Source organism: Paenirhodobacter hankyongi (assembly GCF_003664585.1).
Classification (GTDB): domain Bacteria; phylum Pseudomonadota; class Alphaproteobacteria; order Rhodobacterales; family Rhodobacteraceae; genus Rhodobacter; species Rhodobacter hankyongi.
Genome location: NZ_RCHI01000007.1, coordinates 165,755 through 187,973, shown reverse-complemented (window position 1 = coordinate 187,973; position 22,219 = coordinate 165,755). Strand labels below are relative to the sequence as shown.

Annotated in this window: 21 protein-coding genes; 2 read left to right on the top strand and 19 right to left on the bottom strand. The window is 70.4% G+C overall.

Going from position 1 to position 22,219, the window contains the following annotated elements:
• Position 1 precedes the first annotated feature (1 nt).
• The 16 genes from DYS74_RS09800 to DYS74_RS09725 all read right to left on the bottom strand — a co-directional run bounded on the left by DYS74_RS09800 (position 2) and on the right by DYS74_RS09725 (position 16,871).
• Positions 2–1,477 carry a sigma-54-dependent transcriptional regulator gene (locus DYS74_RS09800; protein ID WP_121533297.1) on the bottom strand — a complete coding sequence of 492 codons (1,476 nt, stop codon included), beginning with the start codon at positions 1,475–1,477 and terminating at the stop codon, positions 2–4.
• A complete protein-coding gene (gene hypB, locus DYS74_RS09795; protein WP_183077499.1) occupies positions 1,477–2,376 on the bottom strand; it encodes a hydrogenase nickel incorporation protein HypB in 900 nt (299 codons plus the stop codon). Before hypB ends, DYS74_RS09800 begins: the two co-directional genes overlap by 1 nt.
• Positions 2,376–2,717: a hydrogenase maturation nickel metallochaperone HypA gene (gene hypA, locus DYS74_RS09790; RefSeq protein WP_121533295.1), complete on the bottom strand. Its 342-nt coding sequence runs from the start codon at positions 2,715–2,717 to the stop codon at positions 2,376–2,378. Before hypA ends, hypB begins: the two co-directional genes overlap by 1 nt.
• Positions 2,710–3,594, bottom strand: coding sequence for a hypothetical protein (locus tag DYS74_RS09785; RefSeq protein WP_121533293.1), 885 nt, complete (start codon positions 3,592–3,594; stop codon positions 2,710–2,712). Before DYS74_RS09785 ends, hypA begins: the two co-directional genes overlap by 8 nt.
• Positions 3,591–4,397 (bottom strand): [NiFe]-hydrogenase assembly chaperone HybE, encoded by an 807-nt coding sequence (gene hybE, locus DYS74_RS09780; protein WP_121533291.1) that lies wholly within the window; start codon positions 4,395–4,397, stop codon positions 3,591–3,593. The genes DYS74_RS09785 and hybE overlap by 4 nt, the downstream gene beginning before the upstream one ends.
• Complete coding sequence (locus DYS74_RS09775) at positions 4,394–5,221, bottom strand: hydrogenase expression/formation protein (protein WP_121533289.1); 828 nt, start codon at positions 5,219–5,221, stop codon at positions 4,394–4,396. The genes hybE and DYS74_RS09775 overlap by 4 nt, the downstream gene beginning before the upstream one ends.
• A 4-nt stretch (positions 5,222–5,225) precedes the next feature.
• Positions 5,226–5,639 (bottom strand): hydrogenase accessory protein, encoded by a 414-nt coding sequence (locus DYS74_RS09770; protein ID WP_121533287.1) that lies wholly within the window; start codon positions 5,637–5,639, stop codon positions 5,226–5,228.
• Between the two features lie 10 nt (positions 5,640–5,649).
• The gene (locus tag DYS74_RS09765; protein WP_121533285.1) at positions 5,650–5,970 is read right to left on the bottom strand and encodes a HypC/HybG/HupF family hydrogenase formation chaperone; all 321 of its coding nucleotides are present in this window, start codon (positions 5,968–5,970) and stop codon (positions 5,650–5,652) included.
• Entirely contained in the window at positions 5,970–6,602 is a 633-nt protein-coding gene (locus DYS74_RS09760; RefSeq protein ID WP_121533283.1) for a HyaD/HybD family hydrogenase maturation endopeptidase, read from the bottom strand. Before DYS74_RS09760 ends, DYS74_RS09765 begins: the two co-directional genes overlap by 1 nt.
• A gap of 309 nt (positions 6,603–6,911) precedes the next feature.
• Positions 6,912–7,688 carry a Ni/Fe-hydrogenase, b-type cytochrome subunit gene (gene cybH / locus DYS74_RS09755; protein WP_113901005.1) on the bottom strand — a complete coding sequence of 259 codons (777 nt, stop codon included), beginning with the start codon at positions 7,686–7,688 and terminating at the stop codon, positions 6,912–6,914.
• Between the two features lie 48 nt (positions 7,689–7,736).
• Positions 7,737–9,530, bottom strand: a complete 1,794-nt coding sequence (locus DYS74_RS09750; RefSeq protein WP_121533281.1) for a nickel-dependent hydrogenase large subunit — start codon at positions 9,528–9,530, stop codon at positions 7,737–7,739.
• Positions 9,531–9,533: 3 nt separating this feature from the next.
• Positions 9,534–10,610: a hydrogenase small subunit gene (locus tag DYS74_RS09745; protein ID WP_113901003.1), complete on the bottom strand. Its 1,077-nt coding sequence runs from the start codon at positions 10,608–10,610 to the stop codon at positions 9,534–9,536.
• A 199-nt stretch (positions 10,611–10,809) separates the two neighbouring features.
• Entirely contained in the window at positions 10,810–13,068 is a 2,259-nt protein-coding gene (hypF, locus tag DYS74_RS09740) for a carbamoyltransferase HypF (protein WP_121533279.1), read from the bottom strand.
• 64 nt (positions 13,069–13,132) lie between these two features.
• Complete coding sequence (locus tag DYS74_RS09735) at positions 13,133–14,560, bottom strand: nickel-dependent hydrogenase large subunit (protein ID WP_121533383.1); 1,428 nt, start codon at positions 14,558–14,560, stop codon at positions 13,133–13,135.
• Between the two features lie 5 nt (positions 14,561–14,565).
• Positions 14,566–15,564 (bottom strand): NADH-quinone oxidoreductase subunit B family protein, encoded by a 999-nt coding sequence (locus DYS74_RS09730; protein WP_121533277.1) that lies wholly within the window; start codon positions 15,562–15,564, stop codon positions 14,566–14,568.
• Complete coding sequence (locus DYS74_RS09725; protein WP_121533381.1) at positions 15,561–16,871, bottom strand: sensor histidine kinase; 1,311 nt, start codon at positions 16,869–16,871, stop codon at positions 15,561–15,563. Before DYS74_RS09725 ends, DYS74_RS09730 begins: the two co-directional genes overlap by 4 nt.
• A 209-nt stretch (positions 16,872–17,080) precedes the next feature.
• On the opposite strand from DYS74_RS09725, the gene DYS74_RS09720 reads away from it, so the two are divergent.
• Both DYS74_RS09720 and DYS74_RS09715 read left to right on the top strand, forming a co-directional pair.
• Positions 17,081–18,724, top strand: coding sequence for an FAD-binding dehydrogenase (locus tag DYS74_RS09720; RefSeq protein ID WP_121533275.1), 1,644 nt, complete (start codon positions 17,081–17,083; stop codon positions 18,722–18,724).
• Positions 18,721–19,716, top strand: a complete 996-nt coding sequence (locus tag DYS74_RS09715; RefSeq protein WP_121533273.1) for a 2-dehydropantoate 2-reductase — start codon at positions 18,721–18,723, stop codon at positions 19,714–19,716. The genes DYS74_RS09720 and DYS74_RS09715 overlap by 4 nt, the downstream gene beginning before the upstream one ends.
• Before the next feature lie 3 nt (positions 19,717–19,719).
• On the opposite strand, the gene DYS74_RS09710 is transcribed toward DYS74_RS09715, so the two are convergent.
• Genes DYS74_RS09710 through DYS74_RS09700 form a run of 3 tightly spaced genes read right to left on the bottom strand, consistent with a single transcriptional unit; the run spans position 19,720 to position 22,215 of the window.
• Positions 19,720–20,718, bottom strand: coding sequence for an ABC transporter substrate-binding protein (locus DYS74_RS09710; RefSeq protein WP_121533272.1), 999 nt, complete (start codon positions 20,716–20,718; stop codon positions 19,720–19,722).
• Positions 20,715–21,470 carry an ABC transporter ATP-binding protein gene (locus DYS74_RS09705; protein ID WP_121533270.1) on the bottom strand — a complete coding sequence of 252 codons (756 nt, stop codon included), beginning with the start codon at positions 21,468–21,470 and terminating at the stop codon, positions 20,715–20,717. Before DYS74_RS09705 ends, DYS74_RS09710 begins: the two co-directional genes overlap by 4 nt.
• Positions 21,463–22,215 carry an ABC transporter permease gene (locus tag DYS74_RS09700; RefSeq protein ID WP_121533268.1) on the bottom strand — a complete coding sequence of 251 codons (753 nt, stop codon included), beginning with the start codon at positions 22,213–22,215 and terminating at the stop codon, positions 21,463–21,465. Before DYS74_RS09700 ends, DYS74_RS09705 begins: the two co-directional genes overlap by 8 nt.
• Positions 22,216–22,219: the final 4 nt, after the last annotated feature.

Here is a 22,219-nt window from a genome sequence, read left to right as displayed (position 1 = left end):
CTCAGATCTCCTCCTCCTCGCTTGCCGCCGAGGGATCGGTGATCCCGTAACGGTCCAGTTTCGCCCGCAACCCGACCCGCGACAGCCCAAGCTCGGCCGCCGCCCGGCTCTTGTTCCAGCGCTGCCGCGTCAGGGTCTCGCGCAGGATCCGCATCTCGATCAGCTCGATGCGGTCCTTCAGCGAGCCCTCGGCGGTCATCACCTCTTCCGCGGCCCGGTCCGCCCCCTCGTCCGAGGGCGCCGCCTGCAGGATATGGCGCGAGATCAGCTCGGCGCCCAGCACATTTTCCTGCGCGAAGATCAGCATCCGGGTGATCTCGTTCGTCAGCTCGCGCAGATTGCCGGGCCAGTCGTAGTTCTCCAGGAACTCCAGCGCCGCCGCCTCGAAGCCGAGGATCGGCTTGCCATGCGCCCCGGCGGCCTCCGACAGGATCGCCTGCGCGAGCATCGCGACATCGCCGCGCCGCGCGCGCAGCGGCAAAAGCGCGATCTCGCCAAGCGCGATGGCATAGTAAAGATCGGCGCGAAAGCGGCCCTCGGCGACCGCGCTGCGCAGGTCGCAGGCCGCCCCCGCGATCAGCCGCAGGTTGGTGCTGACGCTTTCCTGCCCGCCGACCGGGGTGATCGTGCCCTCGGCCAGCATCCGCAGCAGCGCGAGCTGCAGCGCCGGGCTCGCCGCCTCGAGCCCCGCAAGATAGAGCGTGCCGCGGTCGGCCTTCTGCGCCAGCCCGATCCGCGCCATGCCGCCCGGCAGCACGCCGCGCTTCGCCCCGAACAGCTCGATCATCGCGAGCTCCTCGGGCATGCCGGCGATCGAAAGTTCATAGAACGGCTTGTCCGAGCGCAGCGAGCCATAGTGCATCGCCCGCGCCATCTGCCCCTTGCCGGTGCCCGGCTCGCCGGTCAGCAGCACCGGGACATCGAAGGTCGCATATTGCCGCGCCAGCTTCACCGCCGTGTTCATCGCGGAATTCGGGCTGCGCAGGATGGTCTCGAACCCCATGCCCTCGCGCAGCGCGCGGCGGCGCTTCTCGACCCGGGTCTCGGTCGTGGTGTTCAAAAAGCGCATCTCGAGCGACAGCCGCTCGTTCTCACGCGCCAGCGCGAACATCTTCGCCGCGTTGCGCGCCGCCGCCAGAAGCTGTTCGGGATGCCAGGGCTTGGCGATGAACTGATGCACCCCGGCCTCGTTGATCGCCGCCACCATCGAGTTGCTGTCGGTATAGCCGGTGATGACGATGCGCACAGTCTCGGGCCAGCGCTCGCGCACCTCGGTGAGGAACTCGACGCCCGAGCGGCCGGGCATGCGCTGGTCGCAGAAGATCACCTGCACCCACTGATCCTCGAGCACCGCGATCGCCTCTTCGGCCGAGGGCGCGGTGAGAATCTCGAACTCGTCCTCGAGCGCCATCTTCATGGCGAGGGCCGAGTGCGGCTCGTCATCGACAAGCAGGATCGCCGGGGTGGAGGCCGCCATCACGCGCCCTTTCGCGCAAGGCCCGCGCGCAGCCAGTCAAGCCAGGCCTGCATCCCCTCGCCGGTGCGGGCCGAGACGCGCAGCACCTCGATCGCCGGGTTCACCCGCTTCACATTCGCCTCGTAGAGGTCGAGATCGACGTCGCAATAGGGCGCAAGGTCGACCTTGTTCAGGATCGCCAGCCCCGCCGCGGCGAACATGTCGGGGTATTTCAGCGGCTTGTCCTCGCCCTCGGTGACGCTGAGGATGGCAACCTTGGCGTCCTCGCCGAGGTCAAAGGCCGCCGGGCAGACGAGGTTGCCGACATTCTCGATGAAGAGAAACGCGCCCTCGGGCAGGCCAAGACGCGCAAGCGCCGCCTCGACCATCCGGCCGTCGAGGTGACAGCCCTTGCCGGTGTTCACCTGGATCGCCGGGGCGCCGGTGGCGCGGATGCGGTCGGCGTCGTTCGTGGTCTGCTGGTCGCCCTCGATCACCGCGAGCGGCACCTCGCCCAACATCTCGATGGTGCGGCACAGAAGCGTGGTCTTGCCCGAGCCGGGCGAGGAGACGAGGTTCGTCGCGAAGGCATGGCGGGCGGTGATCGCGGCGCGGTTGCGCGCGGCGAAGGCGTCGTTCTTCGACAGGATGTCGGTCTCGATCTCGATCAGCCGCTCCTGGCTCATGCCAGGAACCTCAGTGCCGGCGGGGCCGTGGCCAAGGTGGATATCACCGCCCGCATGCGCATGGCCGTGGTCATGCAGCGCCCCGCCAAGGGCCGGGATCGCCACGCTTTGCAGCGGCGCGGGATGGGCCGCGGGCTTGGCCGCAAGCGGTGCCCCCGCCTGCCCGGTCTTTTCCAGATGGGCGCGGAACGCGTCCTCCACGCTGTGTCCGCCGCAACCGCAAACCGTGCACATCAGAGCACCTCCAAATCCTTGATCCGCATTTCCTCGCCGCCCTGCACCAGCAGCTTGCCGCCGCCGCAGTCCGGGCAGGGATCGAGACGGTGGCGGATCTCCACCGCCGCCCCGCAGTCATAGCACAGCGCCTTGCCGGGAAGTTCAATCACCTCGAGCGTCGCCCCCTCGGCGACCGAACCGCGCATCACCACGTCGAAGGCGAAATCGAGCGCCTCGGTCTCGACGCCGGCAAAGCGGCCGATCTCCAGCCGCACCCGGGTGACGCGCGAAAACCCGTTCGCGCGCGCCGAGTCCTCGATCACGTCGCGGATGCCCTCGGCAATCGACATCTCATGCATCGCTCAGCTCCTGCAGATCGACCGCCACGCAGGGGTCGAGAAGATCGACGACCAGCGCCGCAAGCCCCGCCTTCGCCGCGGGCAGCGTGGCGAGCGCGCGTTCGAGCGCCCCGCCCGGGGCCAGCAGATGATCGGTCGGCGTGACCCGGGACAGCGCCGTCACCCGCCCCGCCTCGGTCTCGGCCCGCAAGGCATAGGTGCCGCGCGCCGCGGCGACCAGTGCGGTGCCGTCCTCGGTCACCCGCGCCGGGCGCGGCGCGGCGCAGAAGGCATCGAGATCGACAAGCCGGCCAAGCGCGCGCCACAGCGGCCCGCGCCCGAAGGCCGCCTCGGCCGCGCGCATCAGCGGGTCTTCGGCGACCCGGCCGGCGGGCGAGTTCTCCTGCGCGGTGAGCGCCATCGGCTCGGTCAGCGGCGGCAGATCGGCGGTCGCCTCGCCCGGCGCGAAGCGCGCGGCGATCTCGGCCAGAAGCGGCGCCATGCCGCGCCCCGAGGCGAGCCAGCCCGCCAGATCCGCGGGCTTGTCGCCGCCCCAGAGCGCCACGCTCAGCCCCGCGCCGCCCTCGGCCCAGCCCGCGGGCAAGGGCCGCGGGTCAAGGCCCAGAAGCCGCGGCCCGCTCAGGCACAGCTTCGCCAGATGGTCGCGCAGGATCTCGCGCCGGGTGTCGGCGGCATCGGCCGGCAAGCCAAGCGCCAGCCGCGCCGCCAGCCCCTGCGCCGCGCCGCACAGGTTGAAGAGCCGCGGCAGCAGCTGTGCCACCTCCTCGGCCGGGCGCCCGCGCATCAGCGCCGCGACCGGCAGCGGCGCGGGCGGCACGATCTGCACCGCAAGCGCCGCGCCCGCCGGGCGCAGGGTGATGGCGAGCGCCGTGCTCATGCGGCCCCCTCGGGCGCCGGGTCCTCGGCAAGCCCCGCCGAGATCAGCCGCCGCCGGGTCGGCGCCGCTGCCTCGGCCGTGTCCTCGGCCTCGGGCGCCTCGGCTGCCGCCAGCTCGGCCTCGCGCCCCGCGCGGATCTCGGCGGCGCGGTCGGTCTCGGCCCGGTTCTCGGTCTTGAACAGCTCGACCATGATCGCCCGGGCGACGTCGCGCGCCTGCATCTGGGTCTGGAAATCGCCCATCGGCGAGAACAGCGAGCACGCCTTGTAGCCGCCGCCCATCTCGCGCACGTTGTGGATGAACTCGTAACGCCCCGAGGGGAAGTCGATCGCCTCCTTCGCGCCGGGGATCAGCGCCGACCAGTCCTCGCCCTCGGCGGGCAGCAGGATCAGGTTCATGAACCACGGGCTGACCAGCACCCCAAGCGCGCGGCCCTCGTGGGCGACAAAGCCCACCGCCTCGACCGAGAGCGCCTTGTTCACCAGCGGCACGTCACGCATCTTGGCATTCCAGATCTCGCGGAAATCGGCCGCCAGACGCTCGGCCTGCGCCGCCACCCGCTGCGCCTCGAGCAGCGCCGGCGCGCCCGGGTCCTCGCGCACCATGAACTGCGCCTTCGGCGCGTCGCAGGTCGGGCAATGCCAGTCCTCGGGCAGCGCGGCAAAGGGCGTGCCGGGCAGGATCTGCCGGCTGTCGTCGCCCTCGGCCGGGTCATAGGGGGTCCAGCAGATCTTGCACTCCATCACCGCGCGCTCGGAAATGCGGTCGTTCGCGCCGAGATACGAGCCCTCGAAGCCACTCATCGGATCGCCTCCAGCACCTCGCGGATGCGCTCGGCGCTGTCCTCGAGATCCTCGCGCGCGGCCATCGCCACCTCGGGCATCGCCGTCACCTCGAAAGTGTCGAGAATGAGCGTGTCCATCGAGTTGAAGAACTGCACGCGCCAGACATGCGTGAGCCCGGTCGCGGTGATCCGGCAATTGCCATAGCCGCGCGACAGGATGGTGACGGCGCCCTCGCCAAGCGCGGCGTCAAGCCAGAGAAGGTCTTCCTCGGTGTGCGGAAGCAGCGTCAGGTTGATGACATGCGGCAGCCCGCCCGCGAACCGCGCCGACTGGTCCTCGAGCTCGGCCATCAGCGCGGGGGCGTTCACCACACCCGCGGGGCGCGGATGGCGGGCGCCGCGCGCGGCGCGGAAGGGCTCGAAGGCGCGCGAGATCGCGGCGGCGGGCACTGCCCCCACCTCGATGTGGTCGATGCCGGCGCCGATCACGCTCCAGACCCCCGCGAAGACGCTTTCCTGCACCGCAAGCGCCGGGATGCCGCGGATCTTCATCGCGACCTCGCCCTGCCCCATGGTCTCGGCGATCAGCGCCCGGTTCGGCGCGTCGAGGGGGGCAAGGTCGAACCTTGCCATGCCGCCCGCGGCGCAGACCTCGGCGGCATCGGCGATCTCGGCCAGAAGGGCGAGCGCCGGGCCGAGGTCAGTGGCATCCTCGACCTCGGGCAGATGCGTCGAATAGGTGCGCATGCCGTCGGGCAACTGCATGTAATGCAGCTCCTCGCCCTCTTCGGGCTGCGAGCCCGGACCGAACCCGACGGGCGGCAGGTGGAAGTTGGAAACCATCGGCTCAGCCTTTCGCGGTCAGGATATGGGTGGTGCGGGCGATGTAATCGTCCCAGTCGCGGATCTTCTCGATCGCGCCGAGGAACACGCCGTCGCGGTAGAAGAGAAACGCCGGCGTGCGGAGCGCGCGGGTTTCCTCGCGCAGCTGCGCCTCGATCGCGTCGCCGACCACGGCGCAGTCGAAGGCGTGCTGGAAGGCCATGCGCAGCTCGGGCAGCACCACGGCGGCATCGGGCGTCTCGAGGTTGCGTTTCGCGTCGCCCGGCACCAGCAGGCAATGCGCGCCGGGCCGCGCGGTGAACTCGGCCAGATCCGAGCGGTTGCCCAGCAGCGGCCAGCCCAGCTCGGCGATCAGCCGCGCCACGAGCGGGTGCATCACGCCCGAGGGGGCGGCATCGGGAAGAACGAGATCGTGCATCGGGCCCTCCTCAGGCGCTGGTCTTGCCGGCGTCGAGCGCGGCCTGCAGATGGGGCGGCAATTGCGGCGCGCGCGCCTCGAGATCGGCGAAGGCATCGCCCAGCCCCTCGCCCGCCATCAGCGCCCGCAGCCCGCCGAGCGCGGCGAGAATCCGCCCCGCCTCCTCGGCAGGCAGCACCGCCCGCGCGGCGCCGAGGAAGGAGAGGACCCAGTCCCCCACCACCGCCTCGGGGGTGAGCGAGAGGTCGACGATGACCGGCCGCCCGTCCTCAAGGGCCTCGCCGCGGATGCCCTCGACCGCCGTCAGCTGCACCGGAATGCCCACACACATCACGCAGTCTCCTTGGCTGTCGCGGGGAAGAATCGATCGTCGCCGGTGCGGCACGCCGCCTCGGCCGAGGGGCGGCCGGTCTCGTAGGCGCCGCGCCGGATCGAGGCATCGGCGAGATCGCCGGTCTCGGTGCGGCCATCGCCCACGGGCACGCCCCAGCGGGTCAGTTCGGCCACCGCCTCGGCGATCGCCGGGCCGATCTGCGCCGCCACCGCCGGCCGCAGGCCGCCGCCGTAATCCTCGAGCTCGACCGGCTGGCAGCCGATCAGCGTCAGCCGCGCCGGGCAGCCGCCGGTGAATTGCGCCGTCGCCAGCACGTCCTGGAACCCGGTCTGATGAAGGGACATCTTCTTCGCGCCCATGAAGGCCGGCACGTCCGCGTCGCGCAGCACCCGCAGCGTGCCGGGGGGAAGCCCGAAATCGATGGCGTCGAAGACGAGAAGCGCGTCGGCCTCCTCGAGGAAGGGCAGCAGGTAAAGCCCCTGCGTGCCGCCGTCGAGCAGCCGCACCCGGTCAGGCAGCGCGCAGCGCTCGGCCATCTCCTCGACGCAGCGCACGCCGAAGCCCTCGTCCGCCCAGAGCACGTTACCGATGCCGAGGACAAGCACCCGTTCAGGTCGTTCAGCTGGCATAGGTCCCTCCCCTTGACCGTCTGCTGGCAAGAGGCTTTTCGCCCCAAGTTGATTCCGAAAGTAATCTTTCCGCCGCTTTGCGCCGCCGAAAAAATCAAGACCGCGGCATTCTGGGCCACAGCCTTGAAATAAAATCAAAATCTGGTCGAAACCCCGCCTGGCGAGAGGGAAATTCCGGAAAGCATCTTACCACCTGACATTGAAATCCGGCAATTCATTTTCCGCATGGCAGCCCTGAATGCAAACAGGCGCGGGGATCTCCCGCGCCTGTCCGTCCGGCCGACCGGATCACTCGTTACCCATCCCGGTTCAGTCGATCCGGTCGTCCTTGAACATGCGGTGGCCGGAAATCATCGTCGAGACCATCGACTGGCGCGACATGATATCCTCGCGGATCGCGGCATAGATGTGGATGATCATGAAGATCACGATCGCCCACATGCCGAGGTGGTGCAGCGTGTGCAGCCGCTGGCTGTTCTGCACGAGGCCCAGAAGCCAGCCCATCGCGGTGTCGGGCAGGCTGCCCTGTCCCGCGCCCTCGGCATAAAGCGCCCAGCCGGTGCCGATCATGAAGGTGAGCCCGAGCGTCATGAAGCAGAACATCGCCACATGCGCGAGCGGGTTGTGGCCCACATATTTCTTCGGGTGCTTCTCGAGGAACATGTACCAGCGCAGCTCCCACAGCAGTTCGCGCCAGAACCGCGGGTTGAAGATCGGCACGTAAAACATTTGCCGGGCGTGGGAATTTCCGACAAAGGCCCAGTAGATGCGGCCGAAGAAACCGACCGTCAGGATCATCGCCGCGGCGAAATGGGCAAAGCGGACATAGCCCATCACGAACTGGTCGTAGGCCTCGGCGATCTGCATCGTCGGCAGCGGCCGGCCGATCAGATAGCCGGTGACGCACAGCACGGTGATCGCCAGCGCATTGACCCAGTGCCAGATCCGCACCGGCGCCTGATAGACATAGACCGAGGTGCTGTGGCGGATCGATTCCAGATCCTCGAGCGTCGCATCCCCGGTCAGGCGCGAGGCCTCGAAGATCTCGTGCGCCTCGCGGGCGGGATGAAAGATCTTGTCACTCATGGCCGGGCCCTCCCCTGGCTCTTGCCTTGATCTGCATCGCTTCCTCCCTCAGCGCACCTTGACCCGGGTCAGTTCCTGACCGTCGGGCGACATCACATGGGTCGAGCAGGCCAGGCACGGGTCGAAGCTGTGCAGCGTGCGCAGGATCTCGACCGGCTCCTCGGGACGCTCCATCTTGGTGTCCATCAGCGAGGCCTCGAAGGCGCCGATGTTGCCCTGACTGTCGCGCGGCGAGCCATTCCAGGTGGTCGGCACCACGCATTGGTAATTCTCGATGCGGCCGTCCTTGATCTTGATCCAGTGGCCAAGCGCGCCGCGCGGCGCCTCGGTCATGCCGACGCCCTTGGCCTCCTTCGGCCAGGTCGAGGGGTCCCATTTCTCGACATTCGCCGTCGACTGGTCGCCGTTCCGGATGTTGGCGATCATCTTGTCGAAGAAGTGCCGCTGCAGGCGCGAGCAATATTCGCTTTCAAGCGCGCGCGCCGCGGTGCGGCCGAGCGTCGAGAAGAGGGCATTGAACGGCAGGTCCATGGTGCGCAGAAGCCCGTCGACCTGGTTCTTGATGTCCTCGTGGCCCTTGGCATAGCCCACGACATAGCGGGCGAGCGGCCCCACCTCCATCGCGTGGCCCTTCCAGCGCGGCGCCTTGATCCAGGAGTATTTCGCCGACTCGTCGAGCTCCTCGATATTGGTGCGGGTGCCCTTGGCGTTCGGGCCGAGCTCGTAATGCGGGGTGGTCTCGCCGTCCCAGGGGTGCAGCCCCTTGCCCGGCTCGCCATAGGTGTACCAGGAGTGATCGACGAATTCCTGCACCTGCTCGGGGTCGCGCGGATCGACGTCGTGGACCTCGCTCAGGTTGCCGTTTATGATCGCGCCGCGCGGCAGGTGCAGCTGTTCGGGGCTGAAATCGTTGGGGTTTTCCGGGATGTCGCCATAGGCAAGGCAGGCCTGCGAGGAGAGGCCCCCGCCATAGAGCCAGTTGCGATAGAAACCGCCGATCGCGATCACGTCGGGGATGTAGACGTTGCGGTTGAACTCAGCCGACTTGTCGATGATCGAGGAGACGAGGTTCAGCCGCTCCATGTTGATCGCGCCGACCGAGCCGACGCCGTCGATGTTGATCGGGCACGGCACGCCACCCACCAGCCAGTTCGGATGCGGGTTCTTGCCGCCGAAGATGGTGTGGACCTTGACGATCTCCTTTTGCAGGTCGAGCGCCTCGAGGTAATGGGTCGTCGCCATCAGATCCGCCTCGGGCGGCAGCAGATAGGCGGGGTTGTCCCAGTAGCCGTTCTTGAAGAGCCCGAGCTGCCCGCTTTCGACGAACTTCTTCAGACGATTCTGCACGTCGCGGAAGTAGCCGGGGGAGGAGAGCGGGTGGCTCGGGCTCACCGCCTGCTGCAGCTCGGAGGTGGCCTTCGGATCGGCGCGGAGCGCGTTTACCGGGTTCACCCAATCGAGCGCATGCAGGTGATAGAAATGGACGATGTGGTCGTGGATCTGCAGCGCGAGCTGCATCATGTTGCGGATCGAGTTCGCGTTGTCCGGGATCCGGATGCCAAGCGCATCCTCGACCGCGCGCACCGAGGTCAGCGCGTGGGTGCCGGTGCAGACGCCGCAGATCCGCTCGGTGAAGGCCCAGGCGTCGCGCGGGTCGCGGCCCTTGAGGATGACCTCGAGCCCGCGCCACATCGTGCCGGTCGAGACCGCGTTGCGGATGATGCCGTTCTCGTCGACGTTCACCTCGCAGCGCATATGGCCTTCGATGCGGGTGACCGGGTCGACGACGATGCGCTTGCCGGTCGTGTCGAGGGTGAAGCCGTTCGGGGTCATGGTGGTCATGGCTTACGCCTCCTCGTTCTTCTTCTGCGCGCGCTTGAGCGCGGAGACGGCGGCATGCACCGCCACGGCGCCGCCGACGACGGCGGCCGCGGTGCCGCCGACCTTGTCGGCATTGGCCTCGATGCCGAATTGCTTGATGTTGGTCAGCCGGTCATAGAACGAGCCCTGATCCCAGAACCCGTCTTCCGAACAGCCGATACAGCCATGGCCAGACTGGATCGGGAAGGACACGCCGTCGTTCCAGCGCACCGTCGAGCAGGCGTTGTAGGTGGTCGGCCCCTTGCAGCCCATCTTGTAGAGGCAATAGCCCTTGCGCGCATATTCGTCGTCCCAGTGCTCGACGAACTGGCCGGCGTCGAAATGCGGGCGGCGATAGCACTTGTCGTGGATGCGCTGGCTGTAGAACATCGCCGGGCGGCCCTGACGGTCAAGCTCGGGCAGCCGGTCGAAGGTCAGCATGTAGGTGATGACGCCGGTCATCACCTCGGCGATCGGCGGGCAGCCGGGCACCTTGATGATCGGCTTGTCGGTGATGACCTTGTGAACGGGCGTCGCGCGCGTCGGGTTCGGCGCTGCGGCCTGCACGCAGCCATAGGAGGCGCAGGCGCCCCAGCTGATGATTGCCTTGGCGTGTTCGGCGGCGTGTTTCAGCTGCTCGACGAAGGGCTTGCCGCCGACGATGCAGAACATGCCGTCCTCGTTCAGCGGCGGGTTGCCCTCGACCGCGAGGATGTAGTTGCCCTTGTATTTCTCGATCGTGTCCTGAAGTGCCGCCTCGGCCGCGGTGCCCGCCGCCGCCATCAGCGTGTCGTCATAATCGAGCGAGATCATCGACAGCACGACATCCTTCGCCAGCGGGTGGGCCGAGCGGATGAAGCTTTCCGAGCAGCAGGTGCATTCGAGCCCATGCACCCAGATCACCGGCGTGCGCGGCTTCGTCTCCATCGCCTCGGCGATCTTCGGGACGTAAGCCGGGCCAAGGCCGAGGGCCGCGGCGGTGAGCGAGCAATATTTCATGAAGCTGCGGCGGGTGATCCCCTGCCGCCGCATCACGTCATAGAAGGTTTCGATTGTCGACACTGGTCCCTCCCTGGCCCGTTCGGCGCGCCAGACCGGGGGCCCGCGCGGTGTATTCCTTGGTATGCAGGGCGGTGGCGGGGGCTGCCAAAGGGATTTCACCCTCCGGCGGTGCACGCGTTTTTAACGTGAAATCAATTGGTTGGAAAAATTCCCAGCGAGTCTGGCGGCAAGTGCGTGACCGCTTTCGCGGCCCGAGTGGTCAGGTGCTTTCCGACTGCGCTGCAGCGACTAGGGCCTGACCGAGCGCCAGCCCGCCGTCATTCGCCGGCACCCGCTGGTGAGTGAGCACGGGTAGCCCGGCCAGCGCGGCGCAGGTCAGATCGTGCAGCAGCGCGTTCTGGAACACCCCGCCCGACAGTGCCACCGCCTGCGCCTCTCCGGCCTCGACCAGCGCGCGGGCCGGGGCGGCGAAGGCCTCGGCGACCCAGCGGTGGAAGGCAAGCGCAAGGGCGCCCGGATCGGCGCCGCCCAGCTGCGCCGCCATCAGCTCCCGCAGCAGGGCTGCGGGATCGAGCGCGCCGCCCCGCGGGGCGGGAGCGCCGAAGCTGCGCTTCGGCGCTCCCGCCCGCACGGCCCGTCGTGCCAGCGCTTCGAGCCGCATCGCCGCCTCGCCCTCGTAACTCTGCCGCATCGGACAGATCCCGAGGAGCGCGGCAACCGCATCGAAAAGCCGTCCCGCACTCGAGGACATCGGCGCATTGATCCCCTTCGCCGCCGCCTGCCGGGCAAGATCGCGCGGGGCATACGGGAAGAGTGCATCGGCCCAGTCCGACAGCCCTGCGGCATCGAGCCGCACCAGCGCGTTGCGCCAGGGCTCGATCTGCGCGCGGTCGCCACCGATCAGCGGCGCAGGCATCAGCCAGACCCGCCGTTCGTATCCCAGGTAATCACCGAGCAGGATCTCGCCGCCCCAGACCGTGCCATCGGGGCCAAGGCCCAGACCGTCGAGCACGATCCCCGCCACCTTGCCGCCATCGCGCGGCCAGAGGTTCTCACCCAGGCAGGCGGCGAGATGGGCGTGGTGATGCTGCACCGCGACGAGCCGCAGCCCCTCGGCCGCGGCCCGTGCCTGGCCGTGGCGCGTCGCGCGGAAATCGGGGTGCAGATCGGTCGCGACCACCGCCGGGTGATGATCGAAAAGCGCGGCATAATCGGCATCGGCCTGCTGGAACGCCTCCCAGGTCAGCGCCTCGTCCAGCTCGCCCAGATGGTGGCCGAGCAGCGCCTGCCCGTTTTTCACCAGACAGATCGCGGCCTTCATCTGCCCGCCATAGGCGACGACCGGCGGCGCATCCTCGAACCCGGGCGGCAGCGGCAGCGTGCCCGGCACCTGCCCCCGCGCGCGGCGCAGCACCATCGGCGGCTCGGCGCGCACCACCGAGTCATCGAGCCGCCGCGCGATCTCGCGGTCATGCATCAGGAAGCCGTCGGCGAACCCTGCAAGCTTCTCGCGCGCCTCCCTATTGCCGATCACCTGCGGCTCGCCCGAGAGATTGCCCGAGGTCATCACCAGAACGCCGCCGAAGGCATCCATCAGCAGATGATGCAGCGGCGTATAGGGCAGCATCACGCCCAGACTGTCGATCCCGGGCGCCACCGCCTCGGGCAGCGTGCCGCGCGAGGGCATCAGAACGACCGGGGCCGCGGCCTCGCGCAGCGCCGCCCGCGCCGCCTCCGACACCTCGACGATCGCCGCCAGATCCGCCTCCCGCGCCATCAGCGCGAAGGGTTTCGCCGGCCGGTGCTTGCGCGCGCGCAAGCTGGTCACCGCCCCGGCGTTCGCCGCATCACAGGCAAGGTGAAAGCCGCCCAAACCCTTCACCGCAATGATGCCCCCGGCCTTCAGCCGCGCAGCGGCCAGGGCGATGGCATCGCCCTGAACCTCGGCGCCGCCCGCCTCGTACCACAGCCGCGGCCCGCAGACCGGGCAGGCGATCGGCTGCGCGTGGAATCGCCGGTCGCCCGGGTCGCGATACTCGGCGCCACAATCGGGGCACATGACGAAGGGCGCCATCGTCGTCTTCGCCCGGTCATAGGGAAGCCCCTTCAGGATGGTGAAGCGCGGCCCGCAATGGGTGCAATTGGTGAAGGCATAGCCGCGCCGCCGCCCCTCGCCGCGGATCTCCTCCAGACAGGCCGGACAGGTCGCGGCATCGGGCGTCACCCGGGTCTCGGCCCCCGCCCCTTGCGAGGCGACAATCGCGAAGCCCTCGGGCGGCACATCGAAGGTGAAGGCCGTGACCTCGACCGCATCGACCCGCGCGAGCGGCGGCGCCTCGGTCCGGATCGCCGCGGCCAGATCGCCGATCTCGCCCGCCACCCGCACCAGCACCCCCTCGGGGTCGTTCAGCACATGGCCGCGCAAGCCCCGCGCATGCGCGAGCTGCCAGATGAAGGGCCGAAACCCCACTCCCTGCACCTGCCCCCGCACCCGGATCTGAACGCCCTGCTCTTTCATCTTGCCTCAAACACCTCGGGGGCCCGGGGGCAGCGCCCCCGGCGCTCTCCCCCCACACGCCCCCTCACTGCACCGTGCACACCATGCACGGATCGAAGGAGCGCACCACATGCTGCACCGCGACCGGCGTGTCGTCGCCCGCCGCCACCGGCACGCCGACCAGTGCCGCCTCGAGCGGTCCGGGCACCCCCGCCGCGTCGCGGGGCGAAAAGTTCCAGGTCGTCGGCGCGATGATCTGGTAAGACGCGATCCGCCCGCCCTCGATCCGCAGCCAATGGCCAAGCGCGCCGCGCGCAGCCTCGACCAGCCCCGCCCCCTGCCCGACCTCGGGGATCTTCCCTTGCGTGATGAAGCGCGCGCCGGGGTCGATGCCGCGGGCGAGCTCCTCCATCACCAGCTGCGTGCGGGCAAGCTCCAGCAGCCGCCCGGCCACCCGCGCCAGCACCCCGCCGCCCCCGGCCGCCAGCGCACGCGCCAGCGGGTGGCCATCGACCACCTGCCGGGCAAGCGCACCGACCTCGGCCGGCGCTCCGGCCAGCCGCGGCGCCTTGCACCAGCTGTAGGCGCCCGCGCGCATCGCCTCGTCGGGTCGGGTCTCGGCGGCGAAGGGATGCGCGGTCTCGCCGAGCATCCAGGCGTGGCTCAGGTCCTCGACAATCGCCGCGTCAACCACCGGCTGCACCGCCCCGTCCTGCCACAGGCCGGGGGCATAGATCCGCCTGTCTTCAAGCGGATAGGCGCCGAAGCTCAGGTAACGGCCGCGACCCCGACCAAGCCCCGCAAGCCCGGTATCGGCGGCGATCTCGAGGAACAGCCCGACGTCGCCCCGGCCCCAGCCCGTCAGCGCCGCAACCGTTTCCAGCGCCACGAAATCCTCAAGCGGGCCGCCGAAGACCACCTCTTCCAGATAGCGACGGAAGGCGCGCAGGGTGATCTCGATGCGCAGCTTCTCGCGCGGGCCCGGGGCGCGGGTGACGCCGCCGGGCTGGATCGCCAGCGTATGCGGCCATTTCCCCGCCATCAGCCCGAGGATGTGCATCAGGCTTGCCCGCGCCTCGATCGCCGCGCGCTGCGCGCCGCCCTCGATCGCGGTGAAGCGCGCCACCGCGCGCGGATACCAGCCGCGGCCGGCATAGGCCGGGCGGGTGAAATCGGGCATGAAGAACAGGTTGAAATGCAGCAGGTGGTCCGAGACATTCTCGACCGCGTGGATCAGCGCCGCCATCGCCGCGCCCTGCGGCGTCGGCGCCAGCCCCATCGCGGCACCAAGCGCCCGTGCCGCCGCCGCCGACTGGCTGATCGAGCAGATGCCGCAGATCCGCGGCGCGATGGTCAGCGCGTCGCGCGGGTCCTTGCCGTCAAGCATCCGCTCGAAACCGCGATAGAGCGGCGCGTTCACCTCGGCCGAGGCCACCACGCCCCCGGCGATGTCGAGATGCACCTCGAGATCGCCCTCGACCCGGTTGAACGGCCCGACGACCAGCCGCGTCAGCCCGCTCATCGCCGGCCCTTCGGCTTGCGCAGGGTGGGCGGGGTCTCGATCCGGTCGGCGGTGGCGTTGGTGGCGATCCGCGCGGGCGTCGCGGCTTTCGACAGCGAGGCGAGCGCCATGAACCAGGCCTTCGGCATGTCGGTCGGCAAGCCCACCGGAATGCCCGCGATCTTCGGCGTCTCGCCGAAGGCATGGCGGGGTTCCTCGAACTCGGGGGCGGTGCAGTTGATGCAGGGGTAATTGCCGCGCGTGCAGCTGCCCTCACCGTTCCAGGGCCGGATGTTGCAATCGCCCACCGCCTGGGTGCCGATGCAGCCGAGGTTCTCCATCATGCAGCCCATCTCTCCCGGCTCGATCGCCGAGGCCTTGTATTCGTAGAACTCGTTCTTCGGGCAGCCGTGATGCACGAGGTGCTGGGCGTAGAAGAGCGGCCGGCCGAAGGCGTCGAGATCCTCGGGCCCGAGCGTCCCCGCCGCCAGCATCAGCAGCGTCTCGGTCACCCAGCCCGGATGGGTCGGACAGCCCGCGACGTTGATGACGGGCAGGCCCGAGCGGGCACGGAACCCGGCGGGCAGCGCGCCGCCCGGATGGGCGCCGTCATATTGCACGCCGACCGCGTCCGACGGATTGCCGCCCGCCGTGGTCACCCCGCCATAGGTCGCGCAGGTGCCGACGGCGACGACGTTCTCCGCCATCGGCGCCAGGCTGCGCAGCCAGTCGAGCATCGAGCGCCCGGTGCCCGACAGCATCTGGAACCGCCCGGTGCCACGCGGCCCGCGCGCGATCGCGCCCTCGACGGCGAGGATATCGAGCGCCACCTCGCCCGCCTCGGCGGCGGCGAGGATCGCGCGCGCCTCGGCCCCGGTCTCGAGGCTCAGCCCCGGGTGCCACAGGAAGCGCAGCCCCGCCCCCGAGAGCGTGTCGAAGAGGTTCGGATCCTCGGCGCACAGAAGCGACATCGTGCAGCCGCCACACCCGGACGCCTGCAGCCACAGGATGTTCATGCGCTCTCCCCCGTCGCAAGCGGCAGATCGAAGCTGAAGCAGGCGCCGCCAAGCGCGCTGCCGCTCGGGCACAGCCGCAACCGGCCGCCGTGCTCCTCGACGATCTTGTTGCTGATCGACAGGCCAAGCCCGGTGCCGCGGCCGACGGGCTTCGTGGTGAAGAACGGGTCGAACACCGCCTGCGCCAGATCCTCGGGCACACCCGGGCCGCTGTCGGCAACCGAAAGCACGCCGCGGTCCCCCGCGGTGCGCGCCGAGATCTCGATCGCGCCGTCGGCCCGACCGTCGAGCGCGTCGATCGCGTTCTGCACGAGGTTCATCGCCACCTGCTGGATATGCCCGGGCCGGCCCCTCACCTTCAGCGCGGGCAGGCCGGTGAAGCGCACCTCGGCCAGGGTCTTCGAGCCGCGCCGCACCCAGGTGGCGGCGATCCGCGCGGTCTCGACCAGATCGAACTCGACCATCTCGCCCGAGCCCTCGGCCGAGAGCCGGCGCAGGTCCTCGACGATGTCGCGCACCCGTTCGGCGCCGTCGCGCGCGCCGCGCACCGCGTCGCGCAGGTTGCGCACTTCGCGGTCAAGCTTCAGCTCCTCGCGCAGCGCCATCAGCCGCTCGCGGCTCGCCCCCTGCGCCACCTGCTCGAAATAAGTCTCGAACTTGCCGGCATAGCGTTCGAGCGCATGGGCATTGGCATAGACGAAGGAGATCGGGTTGTTCAGCTCGTGCGCGACGCCGGCCAGCAACCGGCCGAGCGAGGCGAGTTTCTCGTTGCGCACCAGCTGCGCCTGCGCCGCCTTCAGATCCTCGTGGCTGTGGGCAAGCGCCGAATAGGCCTGGCGCAGCTCGCCGAGCGGCCGGCCGGTCAGCACATAGCCCACCACCCGCTGCCGCTCGTCAAGCCGCGGGCTGACCGACAGTTCCAGCGGCGCCGGGCCCGCCGGGCCGCGCAACGCGCCTTCAAGCGTCACCGGGCGGCGGCTGTTCGCGGCCTCGGCCAGCGCCGCATCGAGCGCCGCCATCGTCTGCGGCTCGACCATCTCGGCGAGCGGCTTTCCGTGCCAGTCGGCCGCCGGATGCCCGGTCAGCGTGCCGACCGAGGCCGAGGTCTCGACCACTTCGCCCGCGCGCGAGACCACGATCAGCGCATCCGACACGCTCGCCAGGATCGAGCCGAGGAACGAGCGCATGTCCTCGAGCGCGTGGTTCTGATGTTCCAGCCGTTCCTGATAATCGACGAGATCGGCATAAGTGCGGTCGACGGCCGACAGCACGTCCATCCAGACCTCGTCGCCCGCCGCGCGCGCCATCTCGTCAAGGCCGGGCGCGCCCGGAACCCCGCGATGCGGGGCCGGTTCGGCGGGGTCCGTGCCCCCTATCTGCGCGCGATGTGCCATGGCCGCGAGCATATCCGCCTGCCCCTCGCGCGCAAGCCCCGCCGCTGACGCTGCGTCGTTATGGACGCCTGCAAGGGCCTGCCCCAGCATCGGGATCGGAGGCCTTGTCCGGGGAGGAGACAATGGGAGAGACAACCGACGTTATCGTCGTCGGCGGCGGGCTTGCGGGGCTGGTGGCCGCCTGCGAGCTGCTCGACCGCGGCCGGCGCGTGACGATCCTCGACCAGGAGCCGCGGGCAAGCCTTGGCGGGCAGGCGTTCTGGTCGCTCGGCGGGCTGTTCATGGTCGACACCCCCGAGCAGCGCCGGATGCGGATCCGCGACAGCGCCGATCTGGCGCTCTCCGACTGGCTCGGCTCGGCGGGTTTCGACCGCGCCGAGGATGCCTGGCCGCGCCGCTGGGCCGAGGCCTATCTCGCCTTCGCCTCGGGCGAGATGCGGGCCTGGCTGCACGGTCTCGGGATGCGCTGGTTCCCGGTCGTGGGCTGGGCCGAGCGCGGTGGCGGGCTGGCGGACGGGCACGGCAATTCGGTGCCGCGCTTCCATGTCACCTGGGGCACCGGGCCCGGGGTGCTCGCCCCCTTCGTCGCCCGCGTCCGCGCGGCCGAGGCCGAGGGCCGGCTCAGGCTGCATTTTCGTCACCGCGTCACCGCGCTCTGCGGCGGGCCCGAGGGCATCACCGGGGTCGAGGGCGAGATCCTGGCCGAGGACGCCGCCGGGCGCGGCATGGAAAGCACGCGCGCCGTCGCGGGCCGGTTCGAGATCGCCGCCGGGGCGGTGATCGTGGCGAGCGGCGGCATCGGCGGCAATGCCGCGCTGGTGCGACAGAACTGGCCGGTCGAGCGGCTCGGCCCGCCGCCCGAAAGCATGGTCTGCGGCGTGCCTGCCCATGTCGACGGGCTGATGATCGGCCATGCCGAACGCGCCGGCGCCCGGGTCATCAACAACGACCGGATGTGGCATTACACCGAGGGCATCCGGAACTGGGACCCGATCTGGCCGAACCACGGCATCCGGATCCTGCCCGGCCCCTCCTCGATGTGGTTCGACGCCGACGGCAATCGCCTGCCCGCCCCCTGCCTGCCGGGCTTCGACAGCCTCGGCACGCTCGCCCATCTGTGCCGCATCGGCCAGCCGCATTCGTGGTTCGTCACCACCCAGGCGATCGCGAAGAAGGAATTCGCGCTCTCGGGGTCCGAGCAGAACCCCGACCTCACCGGCAAGGACATCCCGCTTCTGCTGCGCAGCCGGCTCGGCCGGGCCGCGGCGCCGCCACTCGAGGCGTTCAAGCGCCATGGCGAGGATTTCGTCGTTGCCCGCGGGCTTGAGGAACTGGTGGCGGGGATGAACCGGATCGGCGCGCGGCCGATCAAGGCCGATCACCTGCGCGCACAGATCGAGGCGCGCGACCGCGAGCTTGCAAATCCCTTCGCCAAGGACGTGCAGATCACCGCGCTGCGCGGCGCGCGCGCCTATCTCGGCGACCGGCTGATGCGCACGGCGCGGCCGCACCGGATCCTCGACCCGATCGCCGGACCGCTGATCGCGGTGCGGCTGCATGTGCTGACGCGCAAGACGCTGGGGGGCATCGAGACCGACCTGACCGGGCAGGCGCTTGGCGCCGACGGCCGGCCGATCCCGGGCCTTTTCGCCTGCGGCGAGGCGGCGGGCTTCGGCGGCGGCGGCTATCACGGCTACAACGCGCTCGAAGGCACCTTCCTCGGCGGCTGCCTGTTCTCGGGCCGGGCCGCGGGGCGGGCGGCATGAGGATCGGCGTCTTCGGCGCGGGGGCCGTGGGCGGCCATGTCGGCGGCTGCCTCGCCCTTGCGGGGGCCGAGGTGGTGCTGGTCGGGCGCGCGCCGAAGATGGCGGCGCTGCGCCGCGACGGGCTGCGGGTGAGCGACCTCGACGGGCGCGACGGCCGCACCCGGGCCTGCCTTGCGACCGACGATCCGCGGGCGCTCGCGGGCTGCGACCTCGTGCTGGTGACGGTGAAATCCGCCGCGACCGAGGCGGCCGGGCGCGCGCTTGCCCCGGTGCTCGCGCCGCATGCGGTGGTGGTGAGCCTGCAAAACGGCCTCGGCAATGCCGCCCGGCTTTCGGCGGCGCTGCCCGGAATCACCGTGCTGGCGGGCATGGTACCCTTCAACGTCATCACCGGGCCGGGCGGGCGTCACCACCGCGCCACCGCGGGGCGGATCGCCGTCGACGCCCGCGCCGCGGCCTTCGCGCCGGTCTTCGCCCGCGCCGGGCTGCCGCTCGACCTGCGCCGGGACATGGAGGCGGTGCTCTGGGGCAAGCTGCTTTTGAACCTCAACAACGCGGTCAATGCGCTCTCCGGCCTGCCGCTGCGGGCAGAGCTTGCGCAGCGCGACTATCGCCGGGCGCTGGCGCTGGCGCAGACCGAGGCGCTCGCGCTGCTGCGCCGCGAAGGGCGGGTGCGCCCGGCCCGGCTGACGCCGCTGCCGTCCACCCTCGTGCCGCGGGTGCTGGCCCTGCCCGACCCGGTCTTCCGGCGTCTGGCCGGCGCGATGCTGCGCATCGACCCGAGCGCGCGGTCCTCGATGGCCGACGACCTTGAGGCCGGCCGGCCGCCCGAGATCGACTGGATCAACGGCGAGGTGGTGGCGCTCGCCCGCAGGCTTGGGCGGCGGGCGCCGGTGAACGCGCGGCTGTGCGCCCTGATCCGCGAGGGGCGCCGGCCGATCGCGGCGGCGGCGCTGCTTGCCGATCTGCGCGCCGCCGCCCGGGCAGGCTGAGCCTTACTCCGCCATCCAGCGCTGGTCATGCCAGCCCGAGACATCGCCCGGCCAGGAAAGCGCCGCGCCGCTGCTGTCCTTCAGCACGCCGCTGTCGAACAGGAACTTCGCCATCGCGGCAAAGCGCGCGGGGTCGATCGTGCCGACAGGGGTGCTGCCGTCACGCAGATAGCCGCCCGCGTCGATCGCCGCCATCGAGCCGCGCACCAGTGCCGGGTTCGGGAAATCCCCCGCCGCCAGCAACAGATCGGCCGCCTCGGCCGGGTGGTCGGCCGCCCATTCATACCCCTTCTGCGTCGCGCGCATGAAGGCTGCGACCATCTCGGGGCTCTTCGCCACGGTTTCGGCACGCGCGGCGATATAGCCGTTCTGCTGGTCGGGGACGCCGAAATCGGCATAGCGGAAGGACGACTGGTGCCGCCCCTCGAGCGTGCTGTTCACCCCTTCCCAGGTCGCGACCTCGAGGGTGAAATCGACCTTGCCGGCCGCCAGCGCCTCGTAGGCGCCGGTGCCGAGGGTCACGGTCGTCCACTCGGGCGTGCCGCCGTCGGCGCGGATCATCGTGCCGATCAGCGCCGCCTCGGCCGGCCCGCCAAAGCCCGCATAGACCTTGCCCGACAGATCGGCCGGGCGGGTGATCGCCGTGTTGTCGGAATTGTAGACGAGCCGCCCGGTCTCGTGCTGCATCGTCGCCCAGAGCGCGACCAGATCCGCCCCGCTTGCCCGCGCCGACAGGAAGCCGAGCGAGGTCAGATAGCCGAAATCGGCCGCCCCCGCCGCCAGCAGCGCCGCCGGGCTGGTGTCGGAATAGGGCAGCAGCTCGACCGCCAGCCCCGCCTCGGCGTAAAAGCCCTTCTGCTGCGCGACGACAAGGCCGACGTGGTTGGTGTTCAGCGTCCAGTCGAGCGCGACGGTGACGGGGGTGGCGGTCTCGGCCGTGGCCGTGGCCGTGGTCGCAAGCGGCAGCAGCAGGCCAAGCGCCAGCGCAAGGGATCGGATCATGTCGGGGGGTCCTCCAGCAACAGGGTTTTCAGGGTTTCGCGCAGCGGGGCAAGGCTGTGCTCGCTGCGCGCGGATGGCGGGATCGGCACGGCGATCTCGGCCCGGATCCGGCCGGGGCGCGCCGCCATGACCAGGATGCGGTCGGCAAGCGAGGTCGCCTCGTGCAGGTCATGAGTGACCAGCAGCACGCTGCGCGGCCGCTCGGCCAGCCGCGCCAGAAGCCAGCCCTGCAGCCGCAGCCGCGTCACCGCATCAAGCGCCGAGAACGGCTCGTCGAGCAGCAGGAACTGCCCATCCCGCACCATCGTGCGCAGGAAGGCGGCGCGCTGGCGCATGCCGCCCGACAGCTCGGCGGGATACATCGCCTCGGTGCCGGCAAGGCCGAAGGCCGGGAACAGCGGCGCCACCCGGGCGCGCGCCGCCGGCGCCGACAGCCCCGCCACCCGCAGCCCGAGCGCGGCGTTCTGGGCGATGGTGAGCCAGGGAAACAGCGCATCCGCCTGCGGCTGAAAGCCGATCGCCGGATCGGGCAGGCGCAGCGGCCGGCCGCCGATCCGCGCCTGCCCCTCGGCGGCAAGGGTGTCGGGCAGGATGCCCGCCAGCCAGCGCAGCACCGTCGACTTGCCGCAGCCCGAAGGGCCGATCAGCGCGGTGATGCCGGTGGTCGGCAAGGTCATCGACAGGTCCTCGACCAGCACCCGCGCGCCCGCCCGGATCGTCAGCCCGCTCAGATCGAGCCCCGCCTCAGTCATGGCGCGCCTCCGGCCCGCGGGCCGTCAGCCGGGCCAGACCACCGATCAGCGCGAGCAGCGCCAGCGTCAGCCCCGCCGAGACCAGCACCGCCGCCAGCACGAGATCGGGGCGGAAGGTGTTCTTCGCCTGCAGGATGTAGATGCCCAGCCCCCGCCGCGCCCCGGCATATTCGGCAAAGATCGTCGCCACGATCGCATAGGTCGCCGAGACCCTGAGCCCGGACAGGAACGACGGCCGCGCCGCGGGCAGGCAGGCGCGCAGGAACACCTGCCCCCGCCCCGCCCCCATCGAGGCCAAGAGCTCGCGCAACGCGGGCGGGGTCTGGCGATAGCCCGCAAGCAGCGTCAGCAGCATCGGGAAGAAGGTGACGAGGATCACCAAGAGCACCTTCGGCAGCAGCCCGAAGCCGAACCACAGGATCATCAGCGGCGCGAGCGCAACGAGCGGCACGGTCTGGCTGGCGACGAAGAGCGGCATCAGCGCGCGCTCGGCCCGCGGCAGGAAGTGGAGCGCCACCGAGACCGCAAGCGCCACCGCGACCGAGGCGGAAAAGCCGATCGCCGCGACCTGCAGCGTGGCACCGGCATGGACGGCGATCTCGGCGCGGTTCAGAACCAGCGCGCGCAGCACCGCCGAGGGCGCGGGCAGGATCAGGGGCGAGACCCCGGCCAGCCGGCAATAGGCCTCCCAGCCCGCCAGCAGGCAGGCAGCAACGATCAGCGGCGGCAGCGCACGCGACAGCATCGGC

Coding starts and splice junctions, on each gene's coding strand:
- DYS74_RS09705 (WP_121533270.1), bottom strand. CDS start 21,470: ATGACTGAGGCGGGGCTCGATCTGAGCGGGCTGACGATCCGGGCGGGC.
- DYS74_RS09725 (WP_121533381.1), bottom strand. CDS start 16,871: ATGGCGCGCGCGGCGGGCGACGAGGTCTGGATGGACGTGCTGTCGGCC.
- DYS74_RS09770 (WP_121533287.1), bottom strand. CDS start 5,639: ATGCACGATCTCGTTCTTCCCGATGCCGCCCCCTCGGGCGTGATGCAC.
- DYS74_RS09750 (WP_121533281.1), bottom strand. CDS start 9,530: ATGACCACCATGACCCCGAACGGCTTCACCCTCGACACGACCGGCAAG.
- DYS74_RS09760 (WP_121533283.1), bottom strand. CDS start 6,602: ATGCCAGCTGAACGACCTGAACGGGTGCTTGTCCTCGGCATCGGTAAC.
- DYS74_RS09800 (WP_121533297.1), bottom strand. CDS start 1,477: ATGGCGGCCTCCACCCCGGCGATCCTGCTTGTCGATGACGAGCCGCAC.
- DYS74_RS09720 (WP_121533275.1), top strand. CDS start 17,081: ATGGGAGAGACAACCGACGTTATCGTCGTCGGCGGCGGGCTTGCGGGG.
- DYS74_RS09775 (WP_121533289.1), bottom strand. CDS start 5,221: ATGGTTTCCAACTTCCACCTGCCGCCCGTCGGGTTCGGTCCGGGCTCG.
- hypA (WP_121533295.1), bottom strand. CDS start 2,717: ATGCATGAGATGTCGATTGCCGAGGGCATCCGCGACGTGATCGAGGAC.
- hybE (WP_121533291.1), bottom strand. CDS start 4,397: ATGAGTGGCTTCGAGGGCTCGTATCTCGGCGCGAACGACCGCATTTCC.
- hypB (WP_183077499.1), bottom strand. CDS start 2,376: ATGTGCACGGTTTGCGGTTGCGGCGGACACAGCGTGGAGGACGCGTTC.
- DYS74_RS09715 (WP_121533273.1), top strand. CDS start 18,721: ATGAGGATCGGCGTCTTCGGCGCGGGGGCCGTGGGCGGCCATGTCGGC.
- cybH (WP_113901005.1), bottom strand. CDS start 7,688: ATGAGTGACAAGATCTTTCATCCCGCCCGCGAGGCGCACGAGATCTTC.
- DYS74_RS09765 (WP_121533285.1), bottom strand. CDS start 5,970: ATGTGTGTGGGCATTCCGGTGCAGCTGACGGCGGTCGAGGGCATCCGC.
- DYS74_RS09710 (WP_121533272.1), bottom strand. CDS start 20,718: ATGATCCGATCCCTTGCGCTGGCGCTTGGCCTGCTGCTGCCGCTTGCG.
- hypF (WP_121533279.1), bottom strand. CDS start 13,068: ATGAAAGAGCAGGGCGTTCAGATCCGGGTGCGGGGGCAGGTGCAGGGA.
- DYS74_RS09700 (WP_121533268.1), bottom strand. CDS start 22,215: ATGCTGTCGCGTGCGCTGCCGCCGCTGATCGTTGCTGCCTGCCTGCTG.
- DYS74_RS09785 (WP_121533293.1), bottom strand. CDS start 3,594: ATGAGCACGGCGCTCGCCATCACCCTGCGCCCGGCGGGCGCGGCGCTT.
- DYS74_RS09730 (WP_121533277.1), bottom strand. CDS start 15,564: ATGAACATCCTGTGGCTGCAGGCGTCCGGGTGTGGCGGCTGCACGATG.